Genomic DNA, 15,518 nt, shown 5'->3' with positions numbered 1-15,518 from the left:
GATTCGACGAAAAAAGTGCTTTTTTTTGCAAAGAAAGCGGCTTTTCCTACAGTGCCGGTCCAACCGCTTTCTGTGGGAAGGACTTCAGCCCCGACGCCTTACCGGTAACGCGTCGGGGCTGAAGCCCCTGCCACCCATGCACTGCGCACGCGAAGCCCGGGGCCCAGGCTCCCGGACCGCAAGTCCCGGCTCCCCATCAAGTCCCCGGCCTCGATGCCGATACCTCCTGCATGGACAAACTCAGTCTCATCGGTCTGCTGCTGGCGATCGCCTCGCTGGTCGGCGGCAGCATCCTCAAGGGCGCCGGCATCTCGGCGCTGTGGTCGCCGGCCGCGTTCGTGATCGTGATCGTCGGCACCGTCGCCGCGATCCTGGTGCATACGCCGCCGGCGGTGTTCCGGCGCGCGTTCCAGATCGCCAAGTGGATCCTGCATCCGCCGGCCAGCGACCGCCCGGCGCTGCTGCAGCAGATCGTGGAGTGGAGCAACATCGCCCGCCGCCAGGGCCTGCTCGGCCTGGAGAATCAGGTCCAGCAGCAGGACGACCCATTCGTGCGCAAGGGCTTGCAGATGCTGGTCGACGGGGTGGAGCCGGAATCGATCCGGCACATGCTGGAGATCGACCTCGACGGTCAGGAACACTGCGACCTGGCCGCGGCCAAGGTGTTCGAGGGCATGGGCATCTACGCGCCGACCCTGGGCATCATCGGCGCGGTGCTGGGCCTGATCGCGGTGATGAAGAATCTGGCCGACCCGAGCAAGCTCGGCCACGGCATCGCCGCCGCGTTCACCGCCACCATCTACGGCATCGCCTCGGCCAACCTGCTGTTCCTGCCGATGGCCAGCAAGCTCAAGAGCGTGATCAAGCACAGCAGCGGCGAGCGCGAAATGGTCATCGAAGGGCTCATCGCCATCGCCCAGGGCGAGAACCCCCGCAACATCGAATCGAAACTGGCCGGTTTCTTGCATTGACCTCCTCATGGCCCGCAAGCGTCCCCACGAAGATCACGCCAACCATGAGGCATGGGCCATTCCCTATGCCGACCTGATGACGTTGCTGCTCGCCTTCTTCGTGGTGATGTACGCGCTGTCCACGGTCAACGAGGCCAAGTACCGGGTCATGGCCGACGCGATGAGCACCGCCTTCGGCGGCGCGCCGCGGACGATGCGCCCGGTGCAGGTCGGCGAGCGTCTGATGCAGGGCCAGGGCGGCGAGCGCCCGACCCCGATCAAGTCCAGCCCGGCGCTGTCCCTGCCCGATCCGAACCGATTGCCGTCGGCCTCGCCCATGCGCGCGGCGAGCGGCGCGTTGCGCGACGAGGAACAGTTGCGGCGCGCGCAGCGCCAGCTCGACAGCATCGCCATGCGGCTCGGCACGGCGCTGGCGCCGCTGATCGAGAAGAGACTGATCACCATGCGCCGCGCCGGCCTGTGGATCGAGGTGGAGATCAACAGCGACATCCTGTTCGGGGTCGGCTCGGCCTCGCTGGACCAGAGCGCCCGCGCCACCCTGGCGCAACTGGCGCAGGTGCTGCGGCCGGTGCCCAACGGCGTGCGCGTGGAGGGCTACACCGACGACAGCCCGATCGCCACCGTGCAGTTCCCGTCCAACTGGGAGCTGTCGGCGGCGCGCGCGGCCAGCGTGGTGCACCTGTTCGCCGACCAGGGCCTGCAGCCGTCGCGGCTGTCGATGATCGGCTACGGCGAATTCCGCCCGCGCGCCGACAACGACAGCCAGGCCGGCCGCAACGCCAACCGCCGCGTGGTGCTGGTGATCCTGGCCGACGCCGGCGAGGCCGAGCCCGCCGCGCCGCCGCGCCCGTTCAGTGCCGGCGCAACGCCGGCGACCCCGCCACCCCCCGCCGCGGCGGCCGCCGGCATTGCCGGCCCGACCCGCGCCGTACCTGCCGCCATTGAAGGAGTGAACTGATGCGCATCTGGGCGATTGCCAACCAGAAGGGTGGCGTGGGCAAGACCACGACCACGCTGGCGCTGGGCCGCGGCCTGGCCTTGCTCGGCCACCGCGTGCTGATGCTGGATCTCGATCCGCACGCCTCGCTGACCCGCGCCTTCGACGTGCCGCAGGACCCGCCGCCGAGCGGCGTGCTCGACCTGTTCGCCACGCCGCCGGGCGAGCTGGCCGCCGTGGCCCGCGACAGCGCCATCGACCGCCTGAGCTACGTCTGCGGGCAGACCGCGCTGGCCACCCTGGAGCGGCGCAGCGCCAACCAGCCCGGGCTGGGCCTGGCGCTGCAGCAGGCCATGGCCCGCCATGCCGGCCAGCACGACTACATCCTGCTCGATTGCCCGCCGACCCTGGGCCTGCTGATGATCAACGCGCTGGCCGCGGCCGACCGGGTGATCATCCCGACCCAGGCCGAGCCGCTGGCGCTGCACGGCCTGGCCAGCATGATCCGTACCGTGGACATGGTCGAGCGCTCGCGCCGCCGTCCGCTGCCCGCCTCGATCCTGCCGACCCTGTTCGACAAGCGCACCCGCGCCGGCAACGACACCCTGCGGCAGATGCACGACAGCTACGGCGAGCGGGTCTGGGAAGACGCGATCCCGGTCGACACCAAGATCTGCAACGTCAAGGTCTTGACCGTTGCCGGCGACCCCGGCGACTACCCCGGCCGCGGCCTGGCCGCCTACCGCCGCGCCCTGGAATGGCTGATCGCCAGCGATGCGACGCCGATGGAGCGGGCCGCATGAACACGCCCGGAGTCATCGACGACTATCTGGAAGGCTTGCTGCACGACGTGATCGCCGAGGAGCAGGCCGCCGAACGGCAGGCGACGCGCGACGCGGCCAGCGCCGTACAAGCGCCAGAACCGGCGCGCGCCGCCGCGGCGCCAGCGCCGGCCGGCCCCACCCCGCAACAGATCGCCGCCGCCGTGCTCGCCGAAGCCGACTCCGACCCGGCCCTGGCCGGCATCATGTCGCAGCAGGCGCCGGCGCCCGCGCCGGCCGGCCCCACCCCGCAACAGATCGCCGCCGCCGTGCTCGCCGAAGCCGACTCCGATCCGGCCCTGGCCGGCATCATGTCGCAGCAGGCGCCGGCGCCGGCGCCGGCCGGCCCCACCCCGCAACAGATCGCCGCCGCCGTGCTCGCCGAAGCCGACTCCGACCCGGCCCTGGCCGGCATCATGTCGCAGCAGGCGCCGTCCGCGGCCAAGCGCCAGGCCGATCTGGAGGTGGTCGCAGCGATGGAGATGCAACGCGCGCCCACGCCGCCGCGCGACCTGGCCACCGAAGACGATGCCGCCGCTGCGCGCGCGACCAAGCGCCCGCCGATGGCGGTGCCGCCCGAACGCCGCGCCGAGGCCGAGCGCGCGCAGGCCACGGGGTCGCGGCTGCCGCCCAACCTGCAGGCGTTCATGGCCCCGAGCGCGGCCCACGAAGCCTCCCCGCACCAGCGCCGCGCGCCGGATCGCAGCACACGCTGGCTGCGCCTGCGCTGCGGCGAACAGGCCTACGCGCTGGAACTGCTGAAGGTCCAGGAAGTGGTGTTGCCGGTGCCGTTGCTGGCGCTGCGCGGCACCCCGCCGGCGATGCTGGGGATCATGAACCTGCGTGGCCAGGTGGTGCCGGTGATCGATCTGGGCATCCACCTGGGCGCCGCGCCGATCGAGATGGACATGCTGACCCGGGTGGTGGTGCTGGAGGAGAACGGCGAGACCCTGGGCCTGCGCGTGACCGCGGTCGAGGACGTGGCCAGCCTCACCGACCAGCAGATCGAACCGCCGGACAACGCACGCATCTGCCGCATCTCCAACCATCTGTTCCGCGGCGTGGCGCGTCTGGCGCAACAGCCGATGATCCTGCTCGACGCCGAACAGCTGCTGCACTGAGCCGCATGGCCGCGCGGCAATTGCCAACCATGCCGCACTTTCCGATGCCACGCTAAAGCTTTTCACGCATCGGCCGTTATCTGCGATAGAACCATTGGTGCGGAGCAATGATGAGCACAGTCCCTCTTGGCGAAGATCTCGGCATCGAGACCAGCGCCGACCTGAAACAGCGGCTGACCCCGTTCCTGGCGTCGGACGGCGTGCTGCGGCTGGACGCCGGCGAGGTCCGCCGCATCCATACCGCTTCCGTGCAGGTGCTGTGCGCCTTCGTCGATGCGCGCCGCCAGGACGGCAAGCGCACCGTGTTCGAGGCATGCAACGACACGTTCCGCGACGCGGCACGTCTGCTAGGGGTCAGCGCATCGCTGGGCCTTCCCGCAACCCCTGACAATCTGAAATCTGTGGAGAACGCCGCATGAGCGCACGTATCTTGGTGGTGGACGATTCGGCGTCGATGCGCCAGATGGTCGCCTTTGCCCTGACCTCGGCCGGTTTCGCGGTGGAGGAAGCCGAAGACGGCCAGGTCGCCCTCGGCCGCGCCCGGGGCCAGCGCTTCAACGCGGTGGTCACCGACGTCAACATGCCGAACATGGACGGCATCTCGCTGATCCGCGCGCTGCGCCAGCTGCCGGACTACAAGTTCACCCCGATGCTGATGCTGACCACCGAGTCGGCGGCGGACAAGAAGTCCGAAGGCAAGGCCGCCGGCGCCACCGGCTGGCTGGTCAAGCCGTTCAACCCGGAACAGCTGATCGCCACCGTCCAGAAAGTCCTGGGCTGACTCTCCCCCCTTTTCCCGGATTCCCCGCCCATGAGCATGGACCTGCAACGTTTCCACGCCACCTTCTTCGAGGAGAGCCGCGAAGGGCTGGACGCGATGGAAGCCGGACTGCTGTCGCTGGAAGATGGCAACCGCGACCCCGAAACGATCAACTCGGTGTTCCGCGCCGCGCACTCGATCAAGGGCGGCGCCGCCACGTTCGGCTTTGAGGCGATGGCCGGCCTGACCCACGTGCTGGAGACGCTGCTCGACGAGTTGCGCTCGGGCAAGCGCGACGTGGAAGCGCATGCGATCGATGCGATCCTGGGCTCGGTGGACGTGCTGCGCACCCTGCTGCGCGAAGCCGAGCACGGCACCCCGGCCGATCCGGTCGCGGTCAAGGCGGTGCACGAGCGCCTGCAACACGCCCTCAATGGCACCGCCGCCGCGCCCGCCGCGACCCCGGCCGCCAACCAGCCGGCCGAACCGGAAGCCTGGCAGATCGGCTTCACCCCGGCGCCGTCGCTGTTCATGAGCGGCAACGACCCGCTGCGCATCATCCGCGAACTCGAACACCTCGGCCCGTTGCAGGTCGCCTGCCGCAGCGCGCGCCTGCCGGTCTTCAACGACCTCGATCCGCTCGAGGCGTACCTGGCCTGGGACCTCGGCCTGGCCGGCAAGATCCCGCGCAGCGCGATCGAAGACACCTTCGCCTGGGTGATCGACGATTGCGAACTGGACATCCGCGCGGTGCCGCCGCCGAGCCTGGCTGCCGCCCCGGCACCGGTGCTGGCGCAGGGCCCGGCCACCGCCACCGCCGCGCCGGCGGCCGCCGTGGCCGCCAATGCGCCGGCCGGCAACGCCGCCGCCGCGCACGAAGCGGAAAGCTCGATCCGGGTCAGCGTCGACAAGGTTGATGCGTTGATCAATCTGGTCGGCGAACTGGTCATCACCCAGGCCATGCTCAAGCAGGTCTCCGGCGACCTCGATCCGGCCCATGCCGAACGCCTGTTCGCCGGCCTGGATCTGCTCGAACGCAATACCCGCGACCTGCAGGAAGCGGTGATCGGCGTGCGCATGCTGCCGGTGGACGCGGTGTTCCGCCGCTTCCCGCGCCTGGTCCGCGACCTGTCCACGCGCCTGGGCAAGCAGGTGCGGCTGCGCACCATCGGCGAGGGCACCGAGCTGGACAAAGGCCTGATCGAGAAGATCGCCGACCCGCTGGTGCACCTGGTGCGCAATTCGATCGACCACGGCCTGGAAATGCCGGAAGCGCGCCGCGCCGCCGGCAAGGACGAGACCGGCACCATCACCCTGGCCGCCTCGCACCAGGGCGGGCACATCGTCATCGAAGTCAGCGACGACGGCGCCGGCCTCAACCGCAACCGCATCCTGGCCAAGGCCGCCGAGCGCGGCCTGGCGGTCGTGGACAACCCGACCGACGCGCAGGTGTGGGACTTGATCTTCGCCCCGGGCTTCTCCACCGCCGACGCGGTCACCGACCTGTCCGGCCGTGGCGTGGGCATGGACGTGGTCCGCCGCAACATCCAGGGCCTGGGCGGCGAAGTGCAGCTGGAAAGCGCCACCGGCCGCGGCACCCGCGTGCTGATCCGCTTGCCGCTGACCCTGGCGATCCTGGACGGCATGACCGTGTCGGTCGCCGGCGAGACCCTGATCCTGCCGCTGGCCTACGTGATCGAGGCGCTGCAACCACAGCCCGACGACATCCGCAGCATGGCCGGCGAAGGCCGCGTGCTGCGGGTCCGTGGCGAATACCTGCCGATCCTCTCGCTCAGCGACTGCTACGGCTACGGCCGCACCGAACAGAGCGAACCGCTGGTGGTGGTGGTCGAGGCCGATGGCCAGAAGATCGCGCTGGAAGTGGACGAACTGGTCGGCCAGCAGCAGGTCGTGGTCAAGAACATCGAAAACAACTACCGCCGCATCGGCGGTATCTCCGGCGCCACCATCCTCGGCGACGGCCGCGTCGCGCTGATCGTGGACATCGGCGGCCTGGTGCGGGCGCTGCGGGTGCCGCAAGCGGCCTGAGCCACCGCGCCGGGCACCCGGCCGGCGGCGATCGCAGCGGCCGCATACGCCGCTGCCGGCGGGAGCGCACCTGCGCAGACCAATGCGCAGACCACGCCGGCCGCCCCCATGTGGCGCGCCCCTGGTGCACGCAAAACGGGACGGTGCTCCACGGCCAGCACACCCCAGCGCGTGACCGTTTCGGGCGCAGTGCCCTATCGCGGTGAGGCCGTCTGCACGGCCGGCATCGCCCTGTCCGCGCCCTGTCCGCGCCCACGCCCGTGCGGACGCCGTCCGCGACGGCGACGTGTCATCAGCCGCCGTGGTTTCGTCGTCGAATGGTTCGATCGCACCGAAGAATTGGCGCTGGAAAAGGAAATCGCCGACATCGTGCGCGGTGCGGTCGCCGGCGACCTCGCCGGCCGCGTGCGTCTGGACAACAAGCAAGGCTTCGTCCTGCTGCTGGCCGAACGGATCAATGCGCCGCCTCGCAGGAGCAGTACGCCGGCATCGAGCGGGTCAACCAGACCGTCGCCCAGATGGACCAGGCCACCCAGCAGAACGCAGCGCTGGTGGAGGAAGCCACCGCGGCGGCACGCTCGATGCAAGAGCAGGCCGAGCGGCTGACCGAAGCCGTGGCCTTGTTCAGGCTCGACGCCGCCGTGGCCAGGCCCGGCGGCGTGGACGCCGCGCCGGCGGCGACCACGACCGCGCCGGCCAGGCGCAGGCAGGTGCCGGTACGCGCGGTGTCGGACAGGCCATAGGCGCGGACGAGGCGCAATGGCCCGAGTGCCGAGCCGCCGGGTTGGCCTGCGCGGCACGGCCGGCCGCATGCGTCGGCGCATGCAGCATGCGATGGCGCGGCAGCCGCGACCTGCCGGGTGCAGCCACACTGTTCTGGCGATGACCTTTCCAGGCCGCCGGTAGGACATGTTTAAAGAAATGTCGGACTTGGCCGTTAACTCGATCAGCCAATGCCGATGCGGCGGTACCTCCGCTCTGCTCGCCGTTGCAGGAACAAGGCCGGGCGTACCCCTCGGCTTTTTGCCGGCCTGTCGAGATCCAAGCTGAGACATCGCACTGAATACGCTGGCCATGGAGAGCACCTTCCTCGGTTGCGCGCAGCCGGCCCGGTGCAGCCGATCAACCGCAAGCCGAATCGAAACAGTGTCCTGACATGAACGCACTCCTGCAACGCTACAACGTCGGCCGCCGCCTCGGCGTGGCTTTCGGCCTCCTGATCCTGCTGTCGGGATCGCTGGTGGCCGTCGGCCTGTCGACCATGGCCAAGGCCCGCTACGAACTGGAGACCATCGTCAACAGCAACATGGAGAAGATCAGGCTATCCAGCGAAATGCTCGATGCCAACACCAATGTCGCGATCGGCTTGCGCGATATCATCCTGGTCGACGGCGATGCGGCCAACCAACGCGCGCTGGACATGGTCAACGCCAACCGCACCCGCTACAAGGCCGCGCACGATGCGCTGGCGGCGCTGCCGAGCAGCGCCGCCGAAGACCAGGCCATGGCCTTGATCGGCACGCGGCGCGATGTCTCGGTCAAGCTCAACGACCAGGTCCTCAAGCTGGGACAAGCGGACGACAACGTGCATGCGCAAGCCCTGCTGCTGGGTGCGGCGGCGGTGGCGATGGACCTGCAACAGGCCGCGATCCGGGCCAATGCCGATCTGCAGCGACGCCTGAGCAAGCAGGCCTACGCCGCGACGTTGGCGTCGATGAACCAGGGCCGGCGCAACCTGATCGTCGGTGGCGTGCTGGCACTGCTGATCAGCGGCCTGCTCGCCTGGTCGATCACCCGCAGCCTGACCGGGCCGCTCGGCCGCGCGACCCGCGCCGCGGAGGCGATCGCCGACGGGCGCCTGGACAACGACGTACGGACCCAAGCGCGCGACGAGCCCGGGCGCCTGCTCAACGCGATGCACCGCATGCAGATGCAGCTGAACCGCTTCTCCAGCGAAACCTCGCGCATGATCGAACTGCACGCGGACAAGGACATGGCGCACCGCATGCCGCAGGACTTCCCCGGGGTGTACGGCGAGTTGAGCAAGGGCATCAACACGATGATGTTCGAGCACCTGGACGCCATCGCCGATGCGATCGCGGTGCTCAACGAGTACGCCAACGGCGACCTGCGCCGCGACGCCCGGCGCCTGCCCGGCAGCCGCGCAGGGCTGCACGAATCCATGGACGCGGCCAAGACCAGCCTGCTGGCGATCAACACCGAGATCAAGCGCCTGGCCGCGGCGGCGGCGGTCGGCGATTTCAGCGCCCGCGGCGATGCGACGCACTTCCAGCACGATTTCCGGCTGATGGTGCAAGACCTCAACGCGATGATGGAAGTCAGCGATCGCAACCTGGGCAAGCTGTCCGCGTTGCTGCATGCCATCGCCGCCGGCGACCTGACCGCACGCATGAGCGGCCAGTTCCAGGGCGTGTTCGCCTCCATGCGCGAGGACGCCAACGCCACCGCCGACCAGCTGAGCGGCATCGTCGGGCGCATCCAGACCGCGACCGTCAGCATCAATACCGCGGCGAGCGAGATCGCCGCCGGCAACGACGACCTGTCGCGGCGCACCGAACAGCAGGCCGCCAGCCTGGAAGAGACCGCCGCCTCGATGGAAGAGCTGACCTCCACCGTCAAGCAGAACGCCGAGCACGCGCGCCAGGCCAACCAGCTCGCGGTCGGCGCCGCCGCGGTGGCCTCGCAGGGCGGCGCGGTGGTCGGCCAGGTGGTCAGCACCATGAACGGGATCCAAGCCTCCTCGAAGAGGATCGCCGACATCATCTCGGTGATCGACGGCATCGCCTTCCAGACCAACATCCTGGCGCTCAACGCCGCGGTGGAGGCCGCGCGCGCCGGCGAGCAGGGCCGCGGCTTCGCGGTGGTCGCCAGCGAGGTGCGCATCCTGGCCCAGCGCTCGGCCGGCGCCGCCAAGGAGATCAAGGGCCTGATCGACGCGTCGGTCGCCCGCGTTGCCGAAGGCTCGGCGCTGGTCGACGACGCGGGGCGCACCATGCAGGAGATCGTGTCCTCGGTGCAGCGCGTCACCGACATCATGGGCGAGATCGCCGCCGCCTCGCAGGAGCAGTACGCCGGCATCGAGCAGGTCAACCAGACCGTCACCCAGATGGACGAGGCCACCCAGCAGAACGCGGCGCTGGTCGAGGAAGCCACCGCGGCGGCGCGCTCGATGGAAGACCAGGCCGGCCAGCTGAGCGAAGCCGTGGCGCTGTTCAAGATCGACGACGCGCCCGCGCCGGCAAGCCGGCGTCATCCGGCGCCGTCGGCATCGGTCGCCGCCATCGTCGAGGCGCAAGTGGCGGCCGCGACCCGAACCATGCGCAATGCCCCCAGGAATCCGGCCAACAGCGGCGTCGATTCCAGCTGGCAGGAGTTCTGAGCACGGCTCGCCATGCCGCACGTCGGCATGGCGAGCGCTTGAAGGCAACGCGGCCGGCAGCGAAGAGACGCTGCCGCCGGAGCGGCCCGCCAGACCACCGTTCACCGGCCAAGCAGTTGCATCGACGCGCCGCCCGATCGCGTTCCCACGCGCCGATGCAACGGGTCGTGCACGGTCGCGGCGCCTGGTGGCTTGCAGAACCTGCGCGTGCGCAACGTGCCGGGCGAGGCCCGCACCGACGCCGGCGACGGCGACCCGTCGCGGCGCACCGAGCAGCAGGCCGCCAGCCTGGAAGAGACCGCCGCCTCGATGGAACAGCCGACCTGGGCCGTCGAGCAGCGCACCGCGCGCGCAAGCCGACCAGCTCGCGGCCGGCGCCGCCGCGGTCGCCTCGCAGGACGGCGAAGCGGTCGGCCAGGTGGTGAGCACCCTGAGCGGCTGGTCGAGCAAGCCGCCGCCAGCGCGCAGCCGATGCGATGCCAGGCCGGCGAACGGGTGCGCGCGCGCCGCGTTCACCCGCGGCGGCGGCCGGCCGCGCCGGCAGCGTCGAACCGCATTCAGGCTACAAAAAAGCCGGAACCGGCCGATAGGAACGTGGGACGGGCGAAACCGGGCCGCCCCATTCATTCCATCACTTCCGTTGCGCACATGGCCGAAGGCATCTCCAGCGACTCCACCGAACCGTCCGCGCACGCGGAGCCGGACCAGGACGCCCGCTTTCTGTTGACCAACCGGCGGCAGGTCCGGCAGCTGCTGCAGTCGCTGATCAACCAGCGCTCCCAGGTCAGCGCGTATCTGGGCGGCCGCGACCTGTCGTTTTCGACCGCGCTGCTGGAATTGGACCAGGACAGCCTGCTGCTGGACCTGAGCTTCAACGAGACCAACAACCGCTCTGCCGAGCAGGCCGAGTACCTGCTGTGCTTCACGCAGCTGGACAAGGTCGGCGTGCGCTTCCGCATCCAGGGCCACGAACGGGTCGCGCACGGCGGCGTTGCCGGATTCCGCGCGCCGCTGCCCGATTCGCTGTACTACCGGCAGCGCCGCGAACACTTCCGGCTGGAAACGCCGATCACCGAACCGCCGCTGTGCGTGCTGCGGCTGGACGATGCCAGCCCGCCCACCGAACTGCTGCTGCGGGTGCTGGACATCAGCGGCGGCGGCCTGGCGCTGGCGTTGGCGCCGGGCCAGCCGCTGCCGCAGAACCGGCAGCACTATCCGCGCTGCGTGCTGCAGCTGCCCGACGCCGATGCGATCGGCCTGACCCTGCAGGTCTGCAACATGCATCCGCACACGCTGGGCAATGGCCAGCAGACGCTGCGGGTGGGACTGCGCTTCGTCGACCTGCCGCGCGGCGCGGATGCGGTGATCCAGCGCTACATCTTCCGCATCGAGCGCCAGCGCAGCGCGCGCAAGAGCGGGGTGCTGTCCTAGCTGCGCCCGGGCCTGCGGCGGACCGCTAAAGTTCTGCACCGGCGCGCCGATCTAGTGCATGCGCCGTTTTCCCCTTACCGCAATCCCGTGCGCACCAGGAGCACACGATGAACGACAAGAACACCTCCGCCTCCGGCGCCACCGGCGGCGAATTCCTCAGCTTCACCCTCGGCGAAGAGCACTACGGCGTCGATATCCTGAAGGTGCAGGAGATCCGTGGCTACGACTCGGTCACCCGGGTGCCGGACGCCCCGGAGTACATCAAGGGCGTGATCAACCTGCGCGGCACCATCGTCCCGGTGATCGACCTGCGCCTGAAGCTGCGGCTGAAGGAAGCGCGCTACGACGCCTTCACCGTGATGATCGTGCTCAATGTCGAGGACCGCGTGGTCGGCATCGTCGTGGACAGCGTCTCCGACGTGATCCCGCTGAACGCCGAGCAGATCCGGCCGACGCCCGAATTCGGCGCCGCGGTGGACACCCGCTTCATCTCCGGCATCGGCACCCAGGACGACAAGATGCTGATCCTGCTGGACATCGAGACGCTGCTCGACAGCGCCGACCTGAGCCAGCACGCGCACGTCGACGAAGCCGCCTGAGCCGCGGCCGCCCACGCGAGTCCCGACCCGCCGTCCCACCGGCGGGTTTTTTGTTCGGAACTGCGAACTGCTTATCACTTGTATAGGTCAAGTTCGGCCCCGCCACGCCGATACCTGGTAGGTGACCCACTGCAGCAACCGGGTCGACCCATTCGCCCCCCCCTACGGAGTTGTTTCCCCATGAAGCCGAACTTTCCCCTGCTGTTGGTCCTGCTGCTCGCCGCCAGCCCGGGCGCCTTGGCCCAGTCGCAGCAGATGATCCCACCGGAAATGGCGACACGTTTCGTCGGCAAGGACGGCATGGTCTGCGGCAAGGTCGAGAAGGCCAAGTATGCGCAGAACTCCGAAGGCGAGCCGACCTTCCTGTACATGGGCGGCATGTTCCCGCGCCATACCTTCTCCGCACGCATCGCCGGCGCCGACCGCGCCAAGTTCGGCTTCCCGCCGGAGACCCTGGAAGGCAAGGACGTGTGCGTGCTCGGCAAGATCGAACGCGACAGCTCGCGCGCCGAGATCCAGGTCAGCGCGCCGTCCAGCCTGAAGCTGGCCACGATCAAGTAGGACCAAGCGCCACCGCACCGGAACCTTTCGCGCGCCTGGCCGGGCGGCGCTTGCGTTTTTTGGTGTTCGCCGCCGTTGTTGAACCAAGGGGAAGAGTTCATGCAGTGGATAAAGAATCTGAAGCTGATGCCGAAGCTGATGCTGGCGTTCGGCCTGGTGCTGGCCATCATGGTGATCCAGGGGCTGGCCGCCTATGGCGGACTCAATTCGCTCAACAGGGTCGCCGACGACGTCTCCCGGCAGGTGGTGCCCAGCGTGCGCACCGGTGGCGAGATGCGCGGCATCCTGGGCGAATACCGCAATGCGGCCTACCAGGCCTTGATCCGCAGCAGCGCCTCGGTCAAGAAAGAAGCCGAAGCGCGCAGGATCGCGCTGAAGAAACAGATGGACGGCATCATCGCCGATTATCCGTCGCTGATCGGCAGTCCGCGGGAACGCGCCATCTATGAGCGCCTCGTCGCCGACTGGAAGAAGGCCAGCGACTCCTACCGGTCGGTCGAGGAGCTGCTGCAGCTGGAACTGCACGACGACGCGATCGACACCTTCGCCGGCGAGACCCGCACCCTGCACAATAAGATGGTCGCCGACGTGATCGAACTGATCGCCGAGAACGACCGACAGGCCAAGGCCGCCGCCAAGACCGCCGCCGGCACCTACCGCCAGTCTTCCGCCACCCTGCTGGTCTGCCTGCTGATCGGCGTCGCCGGCGCCGTGGGCCTGGCCTGGCTGTTCGGGCGCATGCTGGCCAACAACGTGCGCAGCGCGGTCAAGATCGCCAACGATGTCGCCGGCGGCAAGCTCGACGGGCACATCGACGCCAGCGGCAAGGACGAGATCGGCGAACTGCTGCAGGCGCTCAAGCGCATGCAGCAGGACCTGCGCGAACGTACCGAGCGCGACGCGGCGGTGGCGGCGGAGAACCTGCGCATCCGCACCGCGCTGGACAACTCCTCCACCGGCATGTCCATCGCCGACCTGGACTACACCATCGTCTACGCCAACCCGGCGATGCAGGGCATCGTCGACAAGTACGCCGACCAGATCCGCAGCGTCGCCCCGGCGTTCGATTCGAGCATGCCGCTGGTCGGCTCGCCGCTGTCGGTCCTGGAACAGGGCAACCAGATCGATACCCGGACCATGGCCACGATCGAGAAGCAGGGCATCGCCGAGCGCGAGATGGTGTATGGCCATGCCCACATCGCCCAGATCGTGTCCAGCATCCGCGACGCGCACGGCAAGCATGTCGGCTTCGTGTGCGAGTCGCGCGACCGCACCATCGAGGTTCAGGTCGAACAGGAAGTGGCCAGGATCGTGCAGGCCGCCGCCGCCGGCGACCTGTCCGGGCGCGTCGCCACCGATGGCAAGCAGGGCTTCTTCCTGCAGCTGGCGCAGCAGCTCAACGGCCTGCTACAGGCCAACGGCGACAGCATCGCGCAGGTCTCGCAGCTGCTGACCGCGCTGTCGCAGGGCGACCTGACCGCGCGCATGCACGGCGATTTCCAGGGCGTGTTCGCAACGATGCGCGACGACGCCAATGCCACCGCCGGGCAGTTGGCCGGCATCGTCGGCCGCATCCAGCATGCCGCGCTCGCGATCAACGCCGCCGCCGGCGAGATCGCCTCGGGCAACGGCGACCTGTCGCGGCGCACCGAGCAGCAGGCCGCCAGCCTGGAAGAGACCGCCGCCTCGATGGAAGAACTGACCTCCACCGTCAAGCAGAACGCCGAGCACGCGCGCCAGGCCAACCAGCTCGCGGCCGGCGCCGCCGCGGTCGCCTCGCAGGGCGGCGACGTGGTCGGCCAGGTGGTGAGCACGATGAGCGGCATCCAGACCTCGTCGAAGAAGATCGCCGACATCATCTCGGTGATCGACGGCATCGCCTTCCAGACCAACATCCTGGCGCTCAACGCCGCAGTGGAAGCCGCGCGCGCCGGCGAGCAGGGCCGCGGCTTCGCGGTGGTCGCCAGCGAAGTGCGCACCCTGGCCCAGCGCTCGGCCACTGCCGCCAAGGAGATCAAGGCCCTGATCGACGCCTCGGTCGGCCAGGTCGCCAACGGCTCGGCGCTGGTGCGCCAGGCAGGCCAGACCATGAGCGAGATCGTGTCCTCGGTGCAGCGCGTCACCGACATCATGGGCGAGATCTCCGCCGCCTCGCAGGAACAGTCGGCCGGCATCGAGCAGGTCAACCAGACCGTCACCCAGATGGACGAGACCACCCAGCAAAACGCGGCGCTGGTGGAGGAAGCCACCGCGGCGGCGCGCTCGATGGAAGAGCAGGCCGGGCAGCTGACCGAGGCGGTCTCGATCTTCCGCGTGGAGCGGTCCGCGGCCAGCGCGCCGGTGGCGCCGCCGCATCCGCATCCGATCCGGACGGCGGCGAAAAAGCCGGTCGCAGTGGCATCGAGCAAGCCGGCCGTGGCCGTGCGCGCCAAGCGGTCCGAACCGGCACTGGCCGATTCGGACTGGCAGGAGTTCTGACGCGGCAGCGGCAGCGCGACGTTGCGGCTCTCCCCGATCCCCGGCCTGGCGCCGGGGATTTTTTGCCATGGGCCGCTCCGGCGTGCACCGGCGGCAGACGCGATCCAAGTCGCAACCTTGCCGCCGCTGCGCCGTCAAAACGTTCGGAATCGCTCGAAGGCATTCTTCGTGTCGCATGCTTGTCCGATCTGCCACCGCGCCGCACCGTCGCCAGGCACACGCTCGGCGGTCGCCGAAACGGACCGGGCACAGCTCCGATCACGACTGCCCCGCTTGCAGACCAGGACTGGCATCCCAGTTGCCCGGATGCGCCCACGGACCGGCTCAAGCGCGCCGCCGCAGGGTCGATAACTGTTCAACGACACATGGACGCAATGCGCTTGATCGGGT

Annotated in this window: 12 protein-coding genes and 2 pseudogenes; all 14 read left to right on the top strand. The window is 69.3% G+C overall.

Translation table 11 applies throughout. The annotated features are described in order from the left end of the window. The first annotated feature begins 230 nt into the window (after positions 1-230). The 14 genes and pseudogenes from G4Q83_RS04910 (at position 231) to G4Q83_RS04845 (ending at position 15,128) form a co-directional block, all read left to right on the top strand. Positions 231-971 carry a flagellar motor protein gene (locus tag G4Q83_RS04910; RefSeq protein ID WP_128419450.1) on the top strand — a complete coding sequence of 247 codons (741 nt, stop codon included), beginning with the start codon at positions 231-233 and terminating at the stop codon, positions 969-971. 7 nt (positions 972-978) lie between these two features. After that, positions 979-1,929 carry a flagellar motor protein MotD gene (gene motD, locus G4Q83_RS04905; RefSeq protein WP_128419449.1) on the top strand — a complete coding sequence of 317 codons (951 nt, stop codon included), beginning with the start codon at positions 979-981 and terminating at the stop codon, positions 1,927-1,929. Continuing rightward, a complete protein-coding gene (locus G4Q83_RS04900) occupies positions 1,929-2,711 on the top strand; it encodes a ParA family protein (RefSeq protein ID WP_128419448.1) in 783 nt (260 codons plus the stop codon). Before motD ends, G4Q83_RS04900 begins: the two co-directional genes overlap by 1 nt. After that, positions 2,708-3,850 carry a chemotaxis protein CheW gene (locus tag G4Q83_RS04895; protein WP_128419447.1) on the top strand — a complete coding sequence of 381 codons (1,143 nt, stop codon included), beginning with the start codon at positions 2,708-2,710 and terminating at the stop codon, positions 3,848-3,850. Before G4Q83_RS04900 ends, G4Q83_RS04895 begins: the two co-directional genes overlap by 4 nt. A gap of 110 nt (positions 3,851-3,960) precedes the next feature. Continuing rightward, positions 3,961-4,269, top strand: a complete 309-nt coding sequence (locus G4Q83_RS04890) for an STAS domain-containing protein (RefSeq protein WP_128419446.1) — start codon at positions 3,961-3,963, stop codon at positions 4,267-4,269. After that, a complete protein-coding gene (locus G4Q83_RS04885) occupies positions 4,266-4,631 on the top strand; it encodes a response regulator (protein WP_128419445.1) in 366 nt (121 codons plus the stop codon). Before G4Q83_RS04890 ends, G4Q83_RS04885 begins: the two co-directional genes overlap by 4 nt. Before the next feature lie 30 nt (positions 4,632-4,661). After that, positions 4,662-6,659 carry a chemotaxis protein CheA gene (locus G4Q83_RS04880; RefSeq protein WP_128419444.1) on the top strand — a complete coding sequence of 666 codons (1,998 nt, stop codon included), beginning with the start codon at positions 4,662-4,664 and terminating at the stop codon, positions 6,657-6,659. A 461-nt stretch (positions 6,660-7,120) separates the two neighbouring features. Then, positions 7,121-7,402 (top strand): annotated as a pseudogene (locus G4Q83_RS04875) (methyl-accepting chemotaxis protein); the annotation flags it as partial. Between the two features lie 413 nt (positions 7,403-7,815). Beyond that, a complete protein-coding gene (locus tag G4Q83_RS04870) occupies positions 7,816-10,059 on the top strand; it encodes a methyl-accepting chemotaxis protein (RefSeq protein WP_185817345.1) in 2,244 nt (747 codons plus the stop codon). A 240-nt stretch (positions 10,060-10,299) separates the two neighbouring features. Then, positions 10,300-10,498 (top strand): annotated as a pseudogene (locus G4Q83_RS24465) (hypothetical protein); the annotation flags it as partial. A 209-nt stretch (positions 10,499-10,707) separates the two neighbouring features. Continuing rightward, positions 10,708-11,490: a flagellar brake protein gene (locus G4Q83_RS04860; protein ID WP_128419461.1), complete on the top strand. Its 783-nt coding sequence runs from the start codon at positions 10,708-10,710 to the stop codon at positions 11,488-11,490. Between the two features lie 107 nt (positions 11,491-11,597). Beyond that, positions 11,598-12,089: a chemotaxis protein CheW gene (locus G4Q83_RS04855; RefSeq protein ID WP_128419442.1), complete on the top strand. Its 492-nt coding sequence runs from the start codon at positions 11,598-11,600 to the stop codon at positions 12,087-12,089. Between the two features lie 180 nt (positions 12,090-12,269). Then, positions 12,270-12,650 carry a hypothetical protein gene (locus G4Q83_RS04850; RefSeq protein ID WP_128419441.1) on the top strand — a complete coding sequence of 127 codons (381 nt, stop codon included), beginning with the start codon at positions 12,270-12,272 and terminating at the stop codon, positions 12,648-12,650. A 99-nt stretch (positions 12,651-12,749) separates the two neighbouring features. After that, positions 12,750-15,128: a methyl-accepting chemotaxis protein gene (locus G4Q83_RS04845; protein ID WP_128419440.1), complete on the top strand. Its 2,379-nt coding sequence runs from the start codon at positions 12,750-12,752 to the stop codon at positions 15,126-15,128. Positions 15,129-15,518 lie beyond the last annotated feature (390 nt).

Source organism: Xanthomonas theicola (assembly GCF_014236795.1).
GTDB classification, from domain to species: domain Bacteria; phylum Pseudomonadota; class Gammaproteobacteria; order Xanthomonadales; family Xanthomonadaceae; genus Xanthomonas_A; species Xanthomonas_A theicola.
Note: the sequence above shows the minus strand (reverse complement) of the source record. Positions and strands in the feature narration are given on the sequence as shown.

Bases quoted from the DNA above. Each gene is read 5' to 3' on its own strand.
- G4Q83_RS04885 (WP_128419445.1), top strand. From the start codon at position 4,266: ATGAGCGCACGTATCTTGGTGGTGGACGATTCGGCGTCGATGCGCCAG.
- G4Q83_RS04895 (WP_128419447.1), top strand. From the start codon at position 2,708: ATGAACACGCCCGGAGTCATCGACGACTATCTGGAAGGCTTGCTGCAC.
- G4Q83_RS04845 (WP_128419440.1), top strand. From the start codon at position 12,750: ATGCAGTGGATAAAGAATCTGAAGCTGATGCCGAAGCTGATGCTGGCG.
- G4Q83_RS04900 (WP_128419448.1), top strand. From the start codon at position 1,929: ATGCGCATCTGGGCGATTGCCAACCAGAAGGGTGGCGTGGGCAAGACC.
- motD (WP_128419449.1), top strand. From the start codon at position 979: ATGGCCCGCAAGCGTCCCCACGAAGATCACGCCAACCATGAGGCATGG.
- G4Q83_RS04880 (WP_128419444.1), top strand. From the start codon at position 4,662: ATGAGCATGGACCTGCAACGTTTCCACGCCACCTTCTTCGAGGAGAGC.
- G4Q83_RS04860 (WP_128419461.1), top strand. From the start codon at position 10,708: ATGGCCGAAGGCATCTCCAGCGACTCCACCGAACCGTCCGCGCACGCG.
- G4Q83_RS04850 (WP_128419441.1), top strand. From the start codon at position 12,270: ATGAAGCCGAACTTTCCCCTGCTGTTGGTCCTGCTGCTCGCCGCCAGC.
- G4Q83_RS04890 (WP_128419446.1), top strand. From the start codon at position 3,961: ATGAGCACAGTCCCTCTTGGCGAAGATCTCGGCATCGAGACCAGCGCC.
- G4Q83_RS04855 (WP_128419442.1), top strand. From the start codon at position 11,598: ATGAACGACAAGAACACCTCCGCCTCCGGCGCCACCGGCGGCGAATTC.
- G4Q83_RS04870 (WP_185817345.1), top strand. From the start codon at position 7,816: ATGAACGCACTCCTGCAACGCTACAACGTCGGCCGCCGCCTCGGCGTG.
- G4Q83_RS04910 (WP_128419450.1), top strand. From the start codon at position 231: ATGGACAAACTCAGTCTCATCGGTCTGCTGCTGGCGATCGCCTCGCTG.